This is a genomic window from Collinsella sp. TF09-1AT (assembly GCF_003436895.1).
Classification (GTDB): domain Bacteria; phylum Actinomycetota; class Coriobacteriia; order Coriobacteriales; family Coriobacteriaceae; genus Collinsella.
Genome location: NZ_QSRC01000001.1, coordinates 207,619 through 225,230 on the forward strand (window position 1 = coordinate 207,619; position 17,612 = coordinate 225,230).

General features: G+C 60.5%; 17 protein-coding genes. 14 read left to right on the forward strand and 3 right to left on the reverse strand.

From position 1 onward, the window contains the following. Positions 1–118: 118 nt before the first annotated feature. The 10 genes from infA to DXC90_RS01015 all read left to right on the forward strand — a co-directional run bounded on the left by infA (position 119) and on the right by DXC90_RS01015 (position 6,172). Positions 119–337 (forward strand): translation initiation factor IF-1, encoded by a 219-nt coding sequence (gene infA / locus DXC90_RS00970; RefSeq protein WP_035137443.1) that lies wholly within the window; start codon positions 119–121, stop codon positions 335–337. A 150-nt stretch (positions 338–487) separates the two neighbouring features. Next, positions 488–601, forward strand: coding sequence for a 50S ribosomal protein L36 (gene rpmJ, locus DXC90_RS00975; protein WP_006363204.1), 114 nt, complete (start codon positions 488–490; stop codon positions 599–601). Between the two features lie 14 nt (positions 602–615). Continuing rightward, positions 616–990 (forward strand): 30S ribosomal protein S13, encoded by a 375-nt coding sequence (gene rpsM / locus DXC90_RS00980; protein WP_022094275.1) that lies wholly within the window; start codon positions 616–618, stop codon positions 988–990. Positions 991–1,004: 14 nt separating this feature from the next. Beyond that, positions 1,005–1,409 (forward strand): 30S ribosomal protein S11, encoded by a 405-nt coding sequence (rpsK, locus tag DXC90_RS00985; protein ID WP_006235274.1) that lies wholly within the window; start codon positions 1,005–1,007, stop codon positions 1,407–1,409. 19 nt (positions 1,410–1,428) lie between these two features. Continuing rightward, the gene (rpsD, locus tag DXC90_RS00990; protein WP_006235275.1) at positions 1,429–2,025 is read left to right on the forward strand and encodes a 30S ribosomal protein S4; all 597 of its coding nucleotides are present in this window, start codon (positions 1,429–1,431) and stop codon (positions 2,023–2,025) included. Positions 2,026–2,057: 32 nt separating this feature from the next. Then, positions 2,058–2,999 carry a DNA-directed RNA polymerase subunit alpha gene (locus DXC90_RS00995; RefSeq protein ID WP_117734359.1) on the forward strand — a complete coding sequence of 314 codons (942 nt, stop codon included), beginning with the start codon at positions 2,058–2,060 and terminating at the stop codon, positions 2,997–2,999. Between the two features lie 30 nt (positions 3,000–3,029). Then, positions 3,030–3,482, forward strand: a complete 453-nt coding sequence (gene rplQ, locus DXC90_RS01000) for a 50S ribosomal protein L17 (protein WP_117734360.1) — start codon at positions 3,030–3,032, stop codon at positions 3,480–3,482. 92 nt (positions 3,483–3,574) lie between these two features. Continuing rightward, complete coding sequence (truA, locus tag DXC90_RS01005) at positions 3,575–4,399, forward strand: tRNA pseudouridine(38-40) synthase TruA (protein ID WP_117734361.1); 825 nt, start codon at positions 3,575–3,577, stop codon at positions 4,397–4,399. A gap of 203 nt (positions 4,400–4,602) precedes the next feature. Then, positions 4,603–5,601 carry a glycosyltransferase gene (locus tag DXC90_RS01010; protein ID WP_158550188.1) on the forward strand — a complete coding sequence of 333 codons (999 nt, stop codon included), beginning with the start codon at positions 4,603–4,605 and terminating at the stop codon, positions 5,599–5,601. 133 nt (positions 5,602–5,734) lie between these two features. Next, positions 5,735–6,172 (forward strand): arginine repressor, encoded by a 438-nt coding sequence (locus tag DXC90_RS01015; protein ID WP_006235280.1) that lies wholly within the window; start codon positions 5,735–5,737, stop codon positions 6,170–6,172. A gap of 190 nt (positions 6,173–6,362) precedes the next feature. On the opposite strand, the gene DXC90_RS01020 is transcribed toward DXC90_RS01015, so the two are convergent. Next, positions 6,363–8,576: a transglycosylase domain-containing protein gene (locus DXC90_RS01020; protein ID WP_117734363.1), complete on the reverse strand. Its 2,214-nt coding sequence runs from the start codon at positions 8,574–8,576 to the stop codon at positions 6,363–6,365. A 162-nt stretch (positions 8,577–8,738) separates the two neighbouring features. On the opposite strand from DXC90_RS01020, the gene DXC90_RS01025 reads away from it, so the two are divergent. The 4 genes from DXC90_RS01025 (at position 8,739) to DXC90_RS01040 (ending at position 15,117) form a co-directional block, all read left to right on the forward strand. Next, the gene (locus DXC90_RS01025) at positions 8,739–10,700 is read left to right on the forward strand and encodes a U32 family peptidase (RefSeq protein ID WP_158550189.1); all 1,962 of its coding nucleotides are present in this window, start codon (positions 8,739–8,741) and stop codon (positions 10,698–10,700) included. 97 nt (positions 10,701–10,797) lie between these two features. Continuing rightward, positions 10,798–12,009, forward strand: coding sequence for a tyrosine--tRNA ligase (gene tyrS, locus DXC90_RS01030; protein ID WP_117734365.1), 1,212 nt, complete (start codon positions 10,798–10,800; stop codon positions 12,007–12,009). Between the two features lie 284 nt (positions 12,010–12,293). Beyond that, complete coding sequence (locus tag DXC90_RS01035) at positions 12,294–14,114, forward strand: adenine deaminase (protein WP_117734366.1); 1,821 nt, start codon at positions 12,294–12,296, stop codon at positions 14,112–14,114. Positions 14,115–14,322: 208 nt separating this feature from the next. Next, the gene (locus tag DXC90_RS01040; RefSeq protein ID WP_117734367.1) at positions 14,323–15,117 is read left to right on the forward strand and encodes a Cof-type HAD-IIB family hydrolase; all 795 of its coding nucleotides are present in this window, start codon (positions 14,323–14,325) and stop codon (positions 15,115–15,117) included. Positions 15,118–15,235: 118 nt separating this feature from the next. Here the strand turns inward: DXC90_RS01040 and DXC90_RS01045 are convergent, their stop codons facing one another. Both DXC90_RS01045 and DXC90_RS01050 read right to left on the reverse strand, forming a co-directional pair. Further along, positions 15,236–16,078: a Cof-type HAD-IIB family hydrolase gene (locus tag DXC90_RS01045; protein ID WP_117734368.1), complete on the reverse strand. Its 843-nt coding sequence runs from the start codon at positions 16,076–16,078 to the stop codon at positions 15,236–15,238. Between the two features lie 87 nt (positions 16,079–16,165). Further along, positions 16,166–17,584, reverse strand: a complete 1,419-nt coding sequence (locus tag DXC90_RS01050; protein WP_117734369.1) for a citrate synthase — start codon at positions 17,582–17,584, stop codon at positions 16,166–16,168. Positions 17,585–17,612: the final 28 nt, after the last annotated feature.

Consider the following 17,612-nt stretch of genomic DNA (forward strand, 5'->3'; position numbering starts at 1 on the left):
CATTTCAAATGTAACAAGTTCCACGTAGTTGTGGAGCCATTACGAAGATATTACGATGCGTGCATACGTATTGTAGAATACTCAATCGCTGTCGTTTTCTAGAGAAAGATGATTGCTTGTGAAGAAGGAAGACGCAATTGAGCTCGAGGGTACGGTAAAGGAACCGCTGCCCAACGCCATGTTTAAGGTCGAGCTCGAGAACGGTCATTCGGTTCTGTGCAACATTTCTGGCAAGATCCGAATGAATTACATCCGTATTCTCCCCGGTGACAGGGTTGTCGTGGAGCTTTCCCCGTACGACCTGACCCGCGGCCGCATCACCTATCGCTACAAATAGCGGCACGCATACACGCACTCCATTTCCGACTGCAGGCTTAGCTCAACCTACGGTCGGATTGTGTGTGAAGACCAGCCATAGTTTTAAACGCCTGCGGCTGGGCGAGTAGATAGTAGGGAAGTAGTTTGAGCGCTACCGAAAGGAAGAACGATGAAGGTACGTCCTTCGGTCAAGAAGATGTGCGATAAGTGCAAAATCATTAGGCGCCATGGCAAGGTCCTCGTCATTTGCGAGAACCCCCGTCATAAGCAGCGTCAGGGTTAAGAGAGGAGACTACGTTGGCCCGTATTAATGGTGTCGACCTCCCGCGTGAGAAGCGCGTTGAGATCGGTTTGACCTACATTTACGGCATCGGCCGCACCACTGCGACGAAGATTTGCGTCGAGTGCAACGTTAACGTGGATACGCGCGTTAAGGACCTCACCGAAGATGAGGTTAACGCTATCCGTGATTATATCGACAAGAACCAGATCATGGTTGAGGGCGACCTCCGCCGTGAGCGCAACCAGAACGTCAAGCGCCTTATGGACATCGGCTGCAACCGCGGCCTTCGTCACCGCAAGGGCCTCCCGGTCCGCGGCCAGCGCACCCACACTAACGCTCGTACCCGCAAGGGCCCGAAGCGTCAGATCGGTGCTAAGAAGAAGAAATAAGGAGCGCTAGATAGATGGCTACTGCTAAGAAGAACGTTCGCGCTGCCCGTCTGAAGCGCGCGGACCGTAAGAACATTTCCGTGGGCCAGGCTCACATTCGTTCTACGTTCAACAACACGATCGTTTCGATCACCGATCCCCAGGGCAACGTCATTTCCTGGAAGTCGGCTGGCCAGGTGGGCTTCAAGGGCTCCCGTAAGTCCACGCCGTTCGCTGCCCAGATGGCTGCCGAGGCTGCTGCCAAGCAGGCCATGGAGCACGGTATGAAGAAGGTTTCCGTCTTCGTCAAGGGCCCCGGCTCCGGTCGTGAGACCGCCATCCGCTCCCTCCAGGCTGCTGGCCTCGAGGTCTCGAGCATCCAGGACAAGACCCCCATTCCGCACAACGGCTGCCGCCCCAAGAAGCGTCGCCGCGTGTAACTGAAAGGATCGTATCAATATGGCAATCGACAGGACTCCTGTTCTTAAGCGCTGCCGTCAGCTCGGGATCGATCCCGCTGAGCTCGGTTACAGCAGCAAGAAGGAATCTATCCGTCAGCCCAAGCGCCGTCGCAAGGAATCTGAGTACGGCATGCAGCTGCGCGAGAAGCAGAAGGTCAAGTTCATCTATGGCGTTCTGGAGAAGCAGTTCCACGGCTACTTCAACAAGGCCCGTAAGATGAACGGCGTCACCGGTGAGAACCTCATGATTATCCTTGAGTCTCGCCTCGACAACGTCGTCTTCCGTCTTGGCTTCGCCCGCACCCGCAAAGAGGCTCGTCAGTCCGTCCGTCACGGTCACTTCACCGTGAACGGCAAGCGCGTGGACATCCCGTCCTACCGCGTCAAGGCCGGCGACGTCGTCGCTGTCGGCGAGAAGTTCCGTGACCTCCTCCCCATCAAGGAGGCCCTGATTTCCTCCGAGCGCTTTGAGGTCCCTGGCTGGCTCGAGGTCGATATCGAGAAGCTGTCTGGTAACGTGCTCGCTCTGCCGACGCGTGAGCAGATCAGCGGTGATATCAACGAGCAGCTCATCGTCGAGCTCTACTCTAAGTAGTCCATCCGGGCTGCTGAGGCTGGAGGTAATACATGTCAGAATTCATTAGGCCTCAGGTTCAGGTCGAAGAGATCAACGAGACGTCTGCTCGTGTCTCCGTCGAGCCGCTCGAGCGTGGCTACGGCGATACGCTGGGTAACTCCCTTCGTCGCGTTCTTCTGTCCTCGCTCGAGGGTGCCGCCGTCGAGGCTATTCAGATCGATGGTGCGCAGCACGAGTTCATGACCATCCCTAACATGGTCGAGGATGTCACCGACATCGTCCTGAATGTCAAGGGTCTTGTCTTCAGGGCTCTCGGCACGACCGACGAGGCGACCGCCACCATCTCGGTTGACGGCCCCTGCGAGGTCACCGGTGCGGACTTCTTTATTCCGTCCGAGTTTGAGCTGGTCAACCCCGAGCAGCACATTGCTACGCTCACCGAGGGTGGCCATCTCACCATGAGCATGCGCATCGGCTATGGCCGCGGCTATGTCTCTGGCGAGGCTAACCAGCGCGACAACGATCCCATCGGTGTGATCCACGTCGACTCGCTGTACTCGCCGGTTTCCCGTTGCGCCAAGCTCGTTGAGGCTTGCCGTGTCGGTCAGCACACCGACTACGACCGCCTTGTCCTCGAGATCGAGACCAACGGTTCCATCGCCCCGCGCGACGCCGTGGTCCAGGCTGCCAATATCATCAACCAGCATATGGCCGCCTTTATGAACCTTGCCGAGACCCCCGAGGTCGAGGAGGAGGCTTCGATCTTCGCTCCCGAGGTCACCAACGACAACGCCGAGCTGGACAAGCAGATCGAGGATCTGGACCTTTCCGTCCGTTCCTACAACTGCCTTAAGCGCGCCAGCATTCACTCGGTCCGTCAGCTCGTTGAGTTCTCGGAGAACGATCTGCTCAACATCCGTAACTTCGGTGTTAAGTCGATCGAGGAAGTGAAGGACAAGCTTGAGTCCATGGGCCTGAGCCTGAAGGCTTAATGCTTCGCATATTTGAGGAGAAACTAGACCATGCGTCACAACGTTAAGAAGGGCCTGAAGCTCGGCACCGATGCGAGCCACACCAAGGCCATGAAGAAGAGCCTTGCTAAGGCCCTCTTCGAGAACGACCGCATCAAGACCACCGAGACCCGCGCTAAGGCGCTGCGTTCGGTCGTCGACCCGATCATCACTTGGGCCAAGAAGGGCGACCTGCACTCTCGTCGTCTGGCTATCGCCAAGCTCGGCGATAAGCAGCTCGTTGCCGAGATCTTCGACAAGGCTGCTCAGGGCATGTGGCAGGACCGCAACGGCGGTTACACCCGCATCATGAAGCTCGGTAACCGCAAGGGCGACAACGCTCCCATCGTTATCATGGAGCTCGTCACCGAGCCTTGCACGCCTAAGGCTAAGAAGGCTGCTCCGGCCCCCAAGAAGGCCGCTGCTCCCAAGAAGGTCGAGGCTGTCGAGGAGACCGCTGAGTAGACATTCCGTCTGCATAGGCTATATTCGAGGGGTACGTTCGCGTACCCCTCTTTTTTTGTCGCGATACCGTTGCTTGTTTGTTGGGAGCGCCCATGACTGCGCCGTCTGATTTCAATTCGATTCTCGAGCTTGACGCCACCCTTGTATTCCGCGTCGCCTATGACGGCTCGTCGTATAGCGGGTTTGCCGAGCAGCCGGGACAGACGACGGTTGCGGGTGAGCTGCGTCGAGCCATCGAGACGCTGCTTCGCCGCCCGATCGATCTGACATGCGCGGGGCGTACCGATGCCGGTGTGCATGCCGTGGCTCAGTACATCAGCGTGCCCGTAACGGACGCTGAGCTCGCGTGTACGCGCCGTAGGTGGCTGCGGGCTATGGATGCCCTGCTGCCCAAAGATATCGCCATAAACGAGGTCTACAAGGCCCGTAAAGGCTTTTCTGCACGTTTTGACGCGCGTTCCCGTACGTATACGTACCGTATTGCCGATCGAGATGCGCGCCCCGTGCTGTCCCGCGGTGCCGTGTGGTGGCATCGCTATCCCTTGGATGTTGAGGCTATGTCTGCTGCCTGCCCCGCGCTGCTGGGCGAGCAGGACTTCAAAAGCTTTTGCAAGGTTGCCTCGGCTGTTGGCAAGCCCACGCATCGCTGCGTGATGCGTGCCGAGTTTGGCCATGAGGTTGCGTTTGGCGAGGACATCCTGACGTTCACCATCGAGGGCAATGCGTTTCTGCATTCGATGGTCCGTACGATCGTGGGCACGCTTGTCGAGATTGGTGTGCATCGCCATGAACCTGGGTGGATGCGTGAGGTCATCGATGCTTGCGACCGTACCGCTGCGGGCCCCACGGCTCCTGCCTGCGGCCTTACGTTTATGGGCGTGGATTACGATCCCGCCGAGCTTGTCGTGCTCGACTAGGGGAGGGCTCGACGCGTCGTGTGTCGACACCTGTCATCTGTGGGCTGCGCGTGTGCAACATCTGTTCTTGGCGTGCAATACAACCGGTGTCTCATTGCTTTTATTGCCGGGGTGTACCATGAACGACAGTTTGATTCACTGCTGTCGAGAGGACGGATAACTTGGTTCGACGTGGCTCGCATCCGCGACTTTCGGTGATCCTTGTGGTAGAAGGTTCGCCCAGCTATGCGATGCGTGCGCTCGAGAGTATCCAGAACCAAGACCTCTATGATTTGCAGATTGTCGTTGTCTGCCGCGATGCTGCGCCCGGTGTACGCCATTCGCTTCAAGTTGCTGCCGACAGGGACATCCATATTGATTTGATTGACGTCGAGGACGCTAAGCGCGGCGCTTGTCTTCGTGCCGGTTTTGATGCCTCGCGCGGCTCTCAAATCATCGCCATGAACGCCGATGAGTGGTTTGCTCCGCACGCCCTTTCCAAGATGGTCGATATCGCGTGCGATACTGCGGCAGACATAGTCTTCCCCACGGTGTCGCTCGACCGCTATGATGCACATCGAGAGCGCCATTCGCGCGTCTTGGATGCTACTCATATTTCCATTGATAGCGAATCTTCGATGGTGGCCGGGCTGCCTCAGTTGATTTTAGGCGGCCTGGTTGCTCAAGTCTCTGGCGTGATGTACACCCGTCCGCTGTTTGAAGCATGCCTTTTGTGCGATAAGACGTTTCGCACTGTTGGGTTTATGGCGTGTGCGCTCTCGCGGGCACAGCACGTCTCCGGATGCGGCGACGCTTGTTTCCACGCGGCGGCGCCTAAGCTTACAGATGCCTTTGATCCCACCATGTATGCCAAGGTATCCGATGACACCCGAGCGCTCGATGAGCTTGCGGACTCACTCTCGGAAGCAGATAGCGGTGGTTGGCTCATGCTGGCAAGCCAGAAGTTCTACTTTGCCGGACTGGTCGCCTGCATCGAGAATTTGTGTCTGAGCCCGCATGGGGTGTCATCAATTGAACGCTCCGCCCGTATGCGTGATATGCTTGAGGCACCCCGAACTCGTCAGATGGTTGCGGCGCTTAAGGATGACCACCGCGGACTCGGTTTGTTGTTTGGGCCAATTGCAAGCGCGAAGCCTACGCGTTGCGTGATGTATACGCATTTGGCTGCTTTTCTTAACCGAACTGGTGCCAAAACTGCCTAGGGGCGCTCATTTCGAAACAAACTTGCATGGAATTGTTTCGAAATGCGTTCTTATACACAAAAGCTTTCAAATAGCGTTAAACTATTCAATCATTGATTGATTGTCTCCGCCATCTTTTGGAGTGAGGGTTTGTATGGCTAAAAAACGCAATGGGCGCCAGGATGCCATTAGAGATATTGTGCGCAATAAGGACGTCCGCACGCAGCGCGTGCTGGTCGATGAGCTCCGCGCTATGGGCTTTGATTGCACGCAGGCGACTGTCTCTCGCGATATTGCCGATATGGGGCTGCGTAAGCTCCCTGAGGGCATCTATGTTCTGGCAGAGGACCTGCACCTGCAGCGTATGGTTTCCGAGCTCGTAACGGGCGTTCTGCGCACCGATAATCTGGTTATGATCAAGGCTCAGCCTGGCACGGCTTCTGGCATCGCCGCCGCCGTTGATGCGGCAGAGTTGCCCGATGTGCTTGGCTCGCTTGCCGGCAACGATACGATTTTGGTTATTGCCCAGACGGCCGAGGACGGCGAGCGTCTCGAGGCGCTGATCAATAAGCTGAGCAATTCTCGCAAGTAGGCGTGCGGGTCGTGCGCTTGGCCCTGCATGCGCTGACATAGTGGCTTGTAAGGGGTATCGACGTTGGCCGGTACCCCCTTTTTTTTGTTTGCAGGCATAAAGACCGCCCACCAGGTCGCTTTAAACTAAAAGGACCCCGAGCAGTTTAATAAGCTGCTCGGGGGCCTTGTTGCTTATGGCCGGATGATTTCTAGCCGACCGTATCGTCAGGCGTGGGCGAGGGGTCGGGAGTGGGCGTAGGCGAGGGGTCGGGAGTGGGCGTAGGCGTAGGCGTGCCGCCATCGCCGCCGGTCGAACCACCAGTGGAGCCGCCCGTCGAGCCACCGGTCGTACCGGTGCCGCCGGTGGTGTCGCCGCCTGTGGTCTCGGTGGTCGTGGTCGTTGTGGTCGTCGTGGTGGTGGTTTCCTCTTCGTCCTTGTCTTCGTCCTCGTCGCTTTCCGTCTTCTTGGTGTTGTTGGTGCCGTAGAACTTCCAGACGTTATTGTTCTTGTACGTGGGCGCCGTTCCGGTCGGGAACTCCTCGCGCTCGGTTCCGGCCAAAACAGTGTTCATGAACTTCTTAAAGACGGGCAGGTTGGTGCTGTCGCCCAGCAGGTCCGTACCGTACTTTTGGATGGGAATCTCGCCTGCGGAATAACCGGTCCACAGGGCGCATGCCAGTTGCGGCGTGTAGCCGCAGAACCACAGGTTGGTGGTGTTGTCAGTGGTACCTGTCTTGCCGGCATAGGGCTGGTTGACGCTCAGCGCGCCGGCGGCACCCGTGCCACTGCCCTGCATGACGCCGGATAGAACGTCGGTAACCGCGGCAGCCTCGCCTTCGGTGAGCACCTGCGTGGGATTGTCGGTGTGCTGGTACAGAACCGAGCCGGTACGCGAGTCGATCTCGGTGATGGCGATCGGCTGGCGATAATGGCCGCCGTTGGCAAAAGTGGCGTAGGCCGATGCCATCTCGAGCGGCGAGATGGACCCGGTGCCGAGCGTCATGACGGGAACGTCCTCGATATTGTCCTTGGCGGGGTCGATGCCGAGCTTTTTGACGAGCGACATGATCTTGTTGTTGCCGATGGCTTCTGCCACCTGAATGTAGCCGGTGTTGGATGAGTATGCCGTTGCCTGCTTAAGCGTGATGTTGCCATGGCTCTGGTTGGCATAGTTTTGCACCTTGGTCGTAGTGCCCTTGGCTGTAAGAGGCGAGTTGCAGTTGAGGGTGACGTTGGGGTTCATACCGTTTTGGATGGCAGTTGCCAGCGTAAAGGCCTTAAACGTGGAGCCCACGGGGCGCTTTGCCGTAGCGTGGTTCACGTGATTCTCGTCGGCGTTGTAGTCGTAGCCGCCCACCATGCACTTGATGTAGCCGGTCTTGGGGTCTACGACGACCATGCCCATGTCCAGGCCGTCGAGCGAAAGCGTGTCGAGCTGCGAGCGCACAGCCTCCTCGGCCACCTGTTGCATGGTGGGGTCGATGGTGGTCTTGACGGTCAGGCCGCCCTTAAAGAGCACGTCGGTCGAGAACTCCTGCTCCAGCAGCTGCTTAACATAGGCGACAAAGTAGGGCTGCGAGTATATGTCGACGCCGCTGCCCGAAATCTCGGTCACGTTGAGGGTGATGGGCTCGGCCTGTGCGGCATCGTGCTCCTCCTGCGCGATGTGGCCCAGGCGCAACATGTTGTCAAGGACCTTGTTGCGACGGGACAGCGCCAGGTCGGGGTTGACCGTGGGGTCGTACTGCGAGGGCGAGTTGGGAAGGCCGATGAGCAGCGCGGCCTCGCTGAGGGTGAGGTCGGCGGCGCTCTTGGACAGATAGGTCTCGGCTGCGGCCTCGATGCCGTAGGCGCCGTGGCCGTAATAGATGGTGTTGAGGTACATCATGAGGATCTCGTCTTTGGAGTACATGTCCTCCATCTTGACGGCGATGTAGGCCTCGCGCACCTTACGCTCGATGGTCGAGTCGAACTGCTCCTCCTGCAGGATGGTGTTGCGCACCAGCTGCTGGGTGATAGTCGAGGCGCCTTCGTGCCCGCCGCCGAGGGTTGCCACCGCAGCACGCGCGATACCCCACAGGTCGATACCGCCGTGCTCGTAGAAGCGCTCGTCCTCGACGTCAACGGTGCCCTGCAGCACGTAGGGGGAGACCTCGTCCTTGGTGATGGACTTGCGGTTTTGCGTGTAGAAGCGCGCGATCTTGTTGCCGTTGCAGTCGACGATCTCGGTGGGCTCGCTCACCAGATACGCGTTGGCGTCGGTGTAGTCGGGCAGATCGGACAGCCAGCGGTTGACGTTGCCGACCATGCCGATGCCAAATGCCACGCCCGCGATAAGCAGAAAGCCCAAAAACGAGAGCAGGATTATGGGCAGGGCATGCGTCTTTGAACGGCTGCGTCCCTGTCGTTGGCGAGGACCCATATATTGACCTCCAGGTATGTCGTGCCGGACGGTGGATGTGCCGTCGGGGCAGGATGGACATAAGTTATTACACGATAAACCAAACGGGGCGCGCGAGGCCTCGTGTATGCTGGAAGACGGCATTTTTCAGAGTGAATGCATACCTTGGTAAGGAGTTTGCCGATGGCGATTCGGACGATGGGGCCGAGCGGACAATACGAGACTGGATTGGATGGTGCCGGTGCGGCGCTGCCCGAGCTGCTGGCGCCGGCGGGCGGACTCGACCAGATGCTTGCGGCCATCGCCGCGGGCGCCGATGCCATCTATGCGGGGTTGGGCGACTTTAACGCCCGTGTGAGCGCCCATGGCTTTACGGATGACGAGCTTGCGCGCGGTTGTGCCGTGGCGCATGCCCATGGCGTGCGTGTGTACGTGACGCTCAACGTGTTCGTGTTTGACGATGAGTTGTCCGACGCGGTGGCGTTGGGAGCTCATGCACTGGAGCTGGGCGCCGATGCCCTGATTGTTGCCGATGCCGGATTGGTGTGCGCGCTGCGTGCGGCGATTCCCGGCGTCGAGATTCACCTGTCCACGCAGGCGGGCGTTCATAGCGAAGGCGCCGTGCGGCTTGCCGCCGATGAGCTGGGGGTCGAGCGCGTGACGACGGCACGCGAGCTGACGGTCGACGAGATTGCCTCCTTGTGCGGTACGGGCGTGCCTATCGAGGTGTTCTGCCACGGGGCCATCTGCATTGGCTACTCGGGTGCTTGTGAGTTCTCAGCCCTGAGACGCGGGCGCTCGGCGATGCGCGGGGACTGCACACAGCCGTGCCGCCTGGCGTACGACCTAGTGGACGAGGCGGGGGAGAGCGTCGTCGCCGTTGAGGGGGACCGTCTGCTGTGTCCGCGTGATTACCTGGGCATTGCGCACCTGCCCGAGCTTGTTGCCGCCGGCGTGGCGTCGCTCAAGATCGAGGGTCGCATGAAGAATCCCGACTATGTCTTTAACGTGGTGAGGGCGTGGCGTCACGCGCTCGATATGCTGCGCGACGGCACGTGGGATGCCAATGCGGTGCCGGCGCTCGAACGCGAGCTGGGAAGGTCGTTTAACCGTGGGTTTACCGATGCGTACCTGCGAGGGCGTTCGGGCGCCGAGCTTATGAGCTTTGAGCGTGCAATCAACCAGGGCGTGCGCGTGGGGCGCTTGGTCGCTGTGGGCCACGAAGAGGTGGCCGTTGAGCTCGACGCCGCCGTGGCGGCGGGTGACACGCTCGAGATTCGGTTCTATCCGGGTGTCGACGCGCGTCCCGATGTGCCCAAGCGCTGGCCGCAGGTGCCCTGCCCGGTGAGTGCCGCGGCGGGGGAACGCGTTGTCGTGCATTGCAAGCGTAAGGTGGACACGGGCTGCGAGGTGTACCTGATTCGCAGCGCCGGCGTGTTGGATCAGACGGCGGCGATGTTGGAGCGCATGCGGGCCGAGGCAGATGCGATTGCGCCCGTTGCGCGTGCCGTTGAGGTACTGCCCTTTGAGGACGTTGCGGTGGATGGCGGTGCGTCGACGGAGTTGGTGGAGTGCGCGGTTCCCGCTCGCATGGTTTTTGCTTGGCAGCTGATGGATGCCGACCCGCGCGGAGAACTCGATTTGTCCGACGCCGTTGTGGTGCTCGACGAAGTGTGCCGCACGGGTGACGCTGACCGGACCCGCTCACTGATGCAGCGTGCCGGGCGCGTCGTCTGCCGCAACCTGGGACAGGTGGTGATCGCTCGCGAGCTGGGCGTGACGTTTGACGTGGCGGCGCCGGTGTTCTGTGCGAACCGGACTACGCTTGCCTGGCTACGTGGGCTCGGCGCGGGTCGGGTGTACTTGCCGGCCGAGTTACTCGGCAATGATGCGGAGCGTATTGCCGAACTGACGGCCGAACTTGGTGTTCTGGGCCCCGTCGATGCCGACCACACCGAGCTCATGGTGTGCGAGCACTGCCTGCTGACCGCCGAGGGGGCTTGCGCCACCGATGCGGCGCAAGCCGGGGTATGTTGTCACGATTGCATGCGTCGTCGGCAGGCGCGCTATCTGGTTGAGCGGGATGGCACGCGTTTGCCAGTTGCCATCGATGCACGCGGCAGGACGAGGATTTTCCTGACATAGGTGCCGCGTCGCGCCGTTTTGGTTATCATAAGTGAGTTTATGAACTTCCAGCACCGCCGTATCCGGTGAGGGTGCTATAGCAAAAGGAGGATACCCAATGCTGCCTGTTGACGAGCAAATGCGTATCATCACCTCGGGCGCTGCGAAGATCGTCCCCGAGGCCGACCTTCGCAAGAAGCTTGAGAAGGGCGAGCCCCTCAACATCAAGCTCGGCGTCGACCCCACCAGCCCCGATCTGCACCTGGGCCATGCCGTGCCGCTGCGCAAGATGCGCCAGTTCCAGGACCTGGGCCACAACGTCACCCTTATCATCGGCAACGGCACCGCGCTGATCGGCGACCCCTCGGGCAAGAACTCCACGCGTCCGCAGCTTTCGCAGGAGCAGATCGAGGCCAACGCCGAGACCTATGTGAGCCAGGCCATGAAGATCCTGGACCCCGAGAAGACCACCATCGTGCACAACGGCGATTGGATCCTTTCGATGGATCTGGCCGGCCTGCTGCAGGTGTGCTCCAAGTTTACCGTCGCCCGCATCCTTGAGCGCGACGACTTTACCAAGCGCTACCAGTCCCAGACGCCGATCGCCCTGCACGAGTTTCTGTACCCCGTGATGCAGGCTTTCGACTCCGTTCAGATTAAGGCCGACGTGGAGATGGGTGGCACCGATCAGCTCTTCAACCTGCTCGCTGGCCGCGAGCTTATGGAGAAGATGGGCATGGAGCCGCAGATCGCGCTTACCATGCCGCTGCTCGAGGGCACCGACGGCGTGCGCAAGATGTCCAAGTCCTATGGCAACTACATCGGCCTGACCGATGCTCCCAAGGATATGTTCGGCAAGACCATGTCCATCCCCGACGAGATGATTGGCAAGTACTATCGTCTGGCCAGTTCGCTCACCCCGGCCGAGGTCGACAAGATCGATGCTGCTCTGGCCGACGGCTCTGCTGATCCCTATGAGCTCAAGCGCGCTCTGGGCCGCGACCTGTGCGACACCTACCACGGCGCCGGTGCCGGCGACGAGGCTCAGGCCGAGTTCGACCGCGTGTTCAAGGAGGGTCAGCTCGCCGACTTCCCCGAGAAGCATGTTGAGCTGACCGTCAATGACGAGGGCCGGATCTACCTCGCTGGCCTGCTCAAGGACCTGGGCCTTTCGGCCAGCGCCGGTCAGGCCCGCCGCGATATCGACGGCGGCGGCGTCAAGATCAACGGCGAGGCGGTGGCTCCCAAGAGCTACAACATCGACCCGAGCGCCCTCAAGCTGGGCGACACCCTCTCCGTAGGCAAGCGCAAGGGCTTCAAGTTGGTCTAACGAGCGAGTTGACCTTACAAGTGCAACAAGGCCGCAGCCGGGATTCCCGACTGCGGCCTTTTTAGGGCACTCATTGGGGACGTACTTAAATGAGTGCCCGCAGATTGAGAGTGGATAATCTCCCGTTTTTTGCCTGTCTGCGGGCTCAAAGTGGGAGATTGTCCACTCTCGTCATTTGCAGGGGGTGTATTCCTGGCCCTCCTTTTGGGCATACAATGGCTATTGGCTTGCTGCGGTGAAGGTTTGTCCGCTCCGCAGCTATTTCTACAGTTAAAGGAGTATGTATGTCCGTTGAGATCATGAGGTCTGTGATCGATGCTGCCGAGGGCCGCGTGCCCGTCGACACGCTGTTTACCAATGCGCAGATTGTCGACGTATATGGCCAGCGCGTGGCGCCCGGTAGCGTTGCCGTCAAGGACGGCGTAATCGTCGGCGTGCTCTACGACGGTCGCGACGATGCCGCCGGCACCTACGAGGCGGCTGAGGTCATTGACTGCCAGGGTCGCTATATCGCCCCCGGCTTTATCGACGGACATCTGCATATCGAGTCCTCGAACATCCGTCCCGCCGAGTATGCGCGCATGGCGGCGACGCGCGGCACCACCACTGCCATCGCCGACAGCCACGAGATCGCCAACGTTTCCGGCCTGGACGGCCTGCGCTTTATGATCGAGGACGGCCGTCGCGCGCCCATTTCCATCAAGTACATGATGCCTTCGTGCGTGCCCGCGCTGCCCGATGAGCAGGCCGGTGCCGTTATTTCGGCCGCCGATATGCAGGCGTTTTTTGCCGAGCATCCGGGTGATGTCTTTGGCCTGGGCGAGATGATGAACCTGCCGGGCGTCTTTATGGCCGATCCCGAGACCCGTGCTCGTATCGACGCTGCCAACCAGACGCCGTCCAAGCAGGTCGACGGTCACGCCCCGCTCGTTGCCGGCAAGGATCTCAACGCCTATGCCGCGGCAGGCATCATTGCCGACCACGAGTCGACGATTCCCGAGGAGGCGCTCGACAAGCTGTCCCGCGGCATGTATGTGATGCTGCGTGAGGGCACGTGCAGCCACGACCTGGCCAATTTGTCCCCGATGCTGCTGGAGAACCCTGCCCGCGCCCGCCGCTGCTGCTTTGCGACCGACGACCGCGCTCCCTCCGATGCTCTTTCGACCGGCATGATCGACAATGCCTGCCGCGTGGCCATCGAGGCCGGCATCGACCCGGTGGTCGCTATCTCCATGGCGTCCCTTTCCACGGCTGAGGCATTTGGCCTGGACCACGGCTGTCGTGACCCGCATGAGCTCCGCGGCGCGATCGCCCCGGGCAAGCGCGCCGACCTGCTGGTGCTCAACGACCTGACGTTTGTCGCGGCTCCGCATCGCGTGTATGCCGCCGGTGCGCTCGTGGCACAGGACGGCGCCTTTGTGGGCGAGATTGCACCCGAGATGGCCGAGGTTGCGGCCCTTGCCGATGAGCTGCGCGCCTCCGTTAAGCTGCCGAAGCTTTCGCTTGACGTGTTCGATTATGCCTTTAAGCCGGGCGAGGCGGTTATTGATGTGATCCCGGGCATGGCTATCACGGGCATGGTTCGTCCCGAGACTGACGAGGGCCTGCGCCGCATTATGCTGATCGAACGTCACGGCCGCGGCGTGTCGCTGCAAGCCGAGGGCGCCGACGGTGATGGTCCTGCGGGCCTGGGTCTTGTTGGCAAGCACATCGGTCGCGGCTGGGTGCGCGGCTTTACCATCACGGGCGGCGCTATCGCCTCGACGATCGGCCACGACTCGCATAACGTGTGCGTGGTGGGCGACAACGCGACCGATATGATGGCTGCCGTCGAGGCTGTTGACCAGGGCGGCCACGTGCTGGTGCGCAACGGCGAGGTCGTGGCGCGCATTCCTCTGGCGCTCGGCGGCCTGATGAGCGAGGGCACGGCCGAGGATGTCGCCGCGCAGCACGACGACTTTATGGTCAAGGCGCGCGCCATGGGTATTGAGCCGCCGCTCGACCCCATCATGGGCATCATCTTCCTGCCCCTGCCGGTCATTCCGACGCTCCGCATCCGCCCCGAGGGCATGTTCGACGTTACAACCTTCACCTACGCCGACTAGTCATTGGGGACGTTCTTAAACGACTAGTCGTCGGGGACACTCTTTGGCGTGTCGCCTGACGCCGCGACCGTGAGACCTCTGGCACGCATGAGCTATTTGCCGGGTCTATGTAACGTTTATGACTGCGGCGTCTTATATTTGAGCTCCCTTTGGGTACGTTGGAATCGGATACACGTTCGATTCCAACAAGCCCGAAGGGAGCTTTTCTATGTTTAAACTGATTGCATCCGATATGGACGGCACGCTGCTTGACGAAAACGGCCAGGTGCCTCCCGAGACCTACGAACTAATTTTGGCGCTACGCGAGCGTGGCGTGCATTTTGCCGCATCGTCAGGCCGCCGCTACGATCGCCTGTGCGAGTTCTTTGCGCCCGTTCGCGACAAGATGGACTTTGTCGCAGCTAACGGTGCCCAGGTCTACGCCGACGGCAAAATGGTAGACCGCGAGGTGTATTCGCACCTGGCGATTCGAAAACTCGCCCAGGCCGTCAGGACGTTTCCCAATTTGCATCTTGCGCTCTTTGACCGAGCCAAGTCCTTCCTGCTCGATGACGAGAGCAAGTTCGTGCGCGAGGTCGATAAGGACCTTCCCAATGCCGAGCGCATTTGGGAGCTGCCCGATCCCAGCGTAAATATCATCAAAGCGAGTATCTTTTGCGATGACGGTGCTGTTATGGACAGCGCTTACGTACTACAGCGCGAACTCGGTCAGCTCTTTACTTTTGCGCCTTCGGGCAACGCGTGGATCGACGCCATGCAGCCCGGTGTATCGAAGGCTTCGGGTATTGCGCAGCTCGCGGAGCATTATGACATTGGGCGCGATGAGGTTATGGCGTTTGGCGACTCGATGAACGACTACGAGATTATTCGCTTTGTCGGCACGGGTTGCGCGATGGAAAACGCGCGCCCCGCGCTCAAAGCGGTTGCCGATCGCGTCGTAGGCTGCAACCGTGACCACGCCGTTCAGCATGAGCTCCGTCGCGTGCTGAAGAGCATCTGCTAGACCGGTAGTTGGGGACAGACTTAAGTAAGTGAAACCACTCATTGGGGACAGACTTAAATGAGTGCCGCCAGCGACTAGCCATTTAAGAACGTCCCCAATGACTGCCGGGTTGCTGCTGCTAGGCGAGGGCGGCCATGATGGTGCGGGCGACGCCGTCGTGGTCGTTGTCGTATTCGGTGATGGCGTCGGCGGCCTCGCGGTCTTCGGGTTCGCCGTTGATCATGGCCATGCCGTGGCCCGCTGCCTGCAGCATGGGGATGTCGTTGATGTTGTCGCCGAACGCCCAGGCGTCGGCGAGACGCTCGCCCAGGTGCTCGCATAGCCACGTGAGGGCTGTTCCCTTGGTGGCGCCCTCGCCCATGACCTCGATATTCATGGCGTACGAACGCGTGACCTCAATGCCTCCGAGCGTGTCGAGCTCAGCCGAGATGGCGTCGCGATCGGCCGGGTCGTGCCAGTACATGGCGATGCGCTCGAGCACCTCGACTTCGTCGATTTTGCTGTCGATATCCATGTCGATCGGCGTTCGCGTGCGCTTGAGCGAAGCCGCGATGTGAGGATCGCCGCCACAGAATTCGTCCAGGCGCGTGTAGAGCGGGCGGGGGAGGAAGCACTGCCCGTCCGCGAAGATATCGAAGGTCACATCGTGGCCGGCGGCAATGCTATGGACGCGGTGGGCGATGGCGCGGTCGAGCGGTCGGCTCAAAATGCGCGTAGCACGTGAGACATCGGTAGGCGTACCGTCGTCGAGCTGCCAGACGCTGGCACCGTTGGCGCAGACCGCGTAGTGCACGGCAGGATGGGCGAGGATGGGCTCAAAGACGCCCGACAGCGGGCGCCCCGTGCAGGGCACAAACTCAATACCGCGGCGTGCGAGCTCGTCGAGCATCGCCCAGGTGGCGTCGCTCATCTGCTTATCGCTCGTCAGCAGCGTTCCATCCATGTCGGAAAACACAATCATTCGATGCAGCCCTTTCTACTGGCATAAAAAGCGTGGCCGAGGGCGGTGATGCCCTGGCCACGCTCGGGTTCTATAACGGTCCGCGTCCTAGCGGTCGGCGAGCGGCTTGTACTTCAGCGGCTCGATCACCGGACGGTATGCCGGGCGGATGATGCGATGCGCGCAGAAGAGCTCTTCCATGCGGTGCGCCGACCAGCCGGCCATGCGGGCGACGGCGAATAGCGGCGTAAAGAGCGTCTCGGGCACGCCGAGCATCTTGTAGATAAAGCCCGTGTACAGGTCGATGTTGGCGCAGATGGGCTTGGTCATACCGTGGTCGCGCATGACCTGGGGTGCCAGGCGCTCGATGCGCTCGATGAGTGCGAACTCTTCGCCCAAGTCCTTCTTGGCGGCAAGTGCGCGCGCGTAACGGCGGCATACCTCGGCGCGCGGGTCGCTGAGCGTATAGACGGCGTGGCCCATGCCGTAGACGAGGCCCGTGCCGTCGAAGGCCTGCTTGTCGAGGATCTTGCCCAGGTAGGCCGCGACCTCGTCCTCGTCCTCCCAGTTGGAGACATGCGCGCGGATGTCCTCGTGCATAGACACGACCTTGGCATTGGCACCGCCGTGGCGCGGGCCCTTGAGCGAGCCGATAGCCGCGGCGTAGGCGGAATACGGGTCAGTGGCCGAGGAGGACAGCACGCGGCAGGCAAACGTGGAGTTGTTGCCGCCGCCGTGCTCTGCATGCAGCATGAGCATCACGTCGAGCAGCATGGCCTCATCGCGGGTGAACGCCATACCGCCGCGGAGCACCTGTAGGATGGTCTCGGCGGTGGAGAGGCCGGGCGTGGGGTGCGGCACGTGAACCTCGGAGCCGCGAAGCTTGGCAATCGAGGCCATGTGTGCGAAGGCGGCGATGCGCGGGAGACGTGCAAGCATGGAAATAGCCACGTCGATCTCATGCTCGGGCGTAATCACGTCGGGCTCGGCATCGAAGGCGTAGAGCAGCAGCACGGCGCGCTGGAGCACGTTCATGATGCTCGACGACACCGTGGTCATGGGGAACTCTTTGACGTATTCGTCGCTCAGATGCCTAAAGGCGCCCAAGCGCTCGCAAAAACCGTCGAGCTCCTCTTTGTTGGGCAGCGAGCCCGTGATAAGCAGATAGGCGACTTCTTCGTAGCCATAGCGATTCTCGGCCTGGGCATTGTTGACCAGATCCTCGATGCTGTAGCCGCGAAGCGTGAGCTTGCCCTGATCGGGCACGACCTTTCCGTCGACCTTGTTGTAGCCGTGCACATCCGAGATACGAGTGAGGCCCGCGACCACGCCCGAGCCGTCGGCATTGCGCAGGCCGCGCTTGACATTGTGCTCGACAAACAGGCCCTCGTCATAAGGGTCGGTCGGCAGGCCGTGGTAGAGGTTTTCGCTCTCAGGCGAAATCTGGCGGCTTGCTTCGTAATCCAGAACCAGGCGGCTCAAGTGGTCATCGAAGCGGTAATAGATTTTCTTGGCGTCGTAGGCCATGCGCGCTCCTCTCCGGGCCGCATCGGGG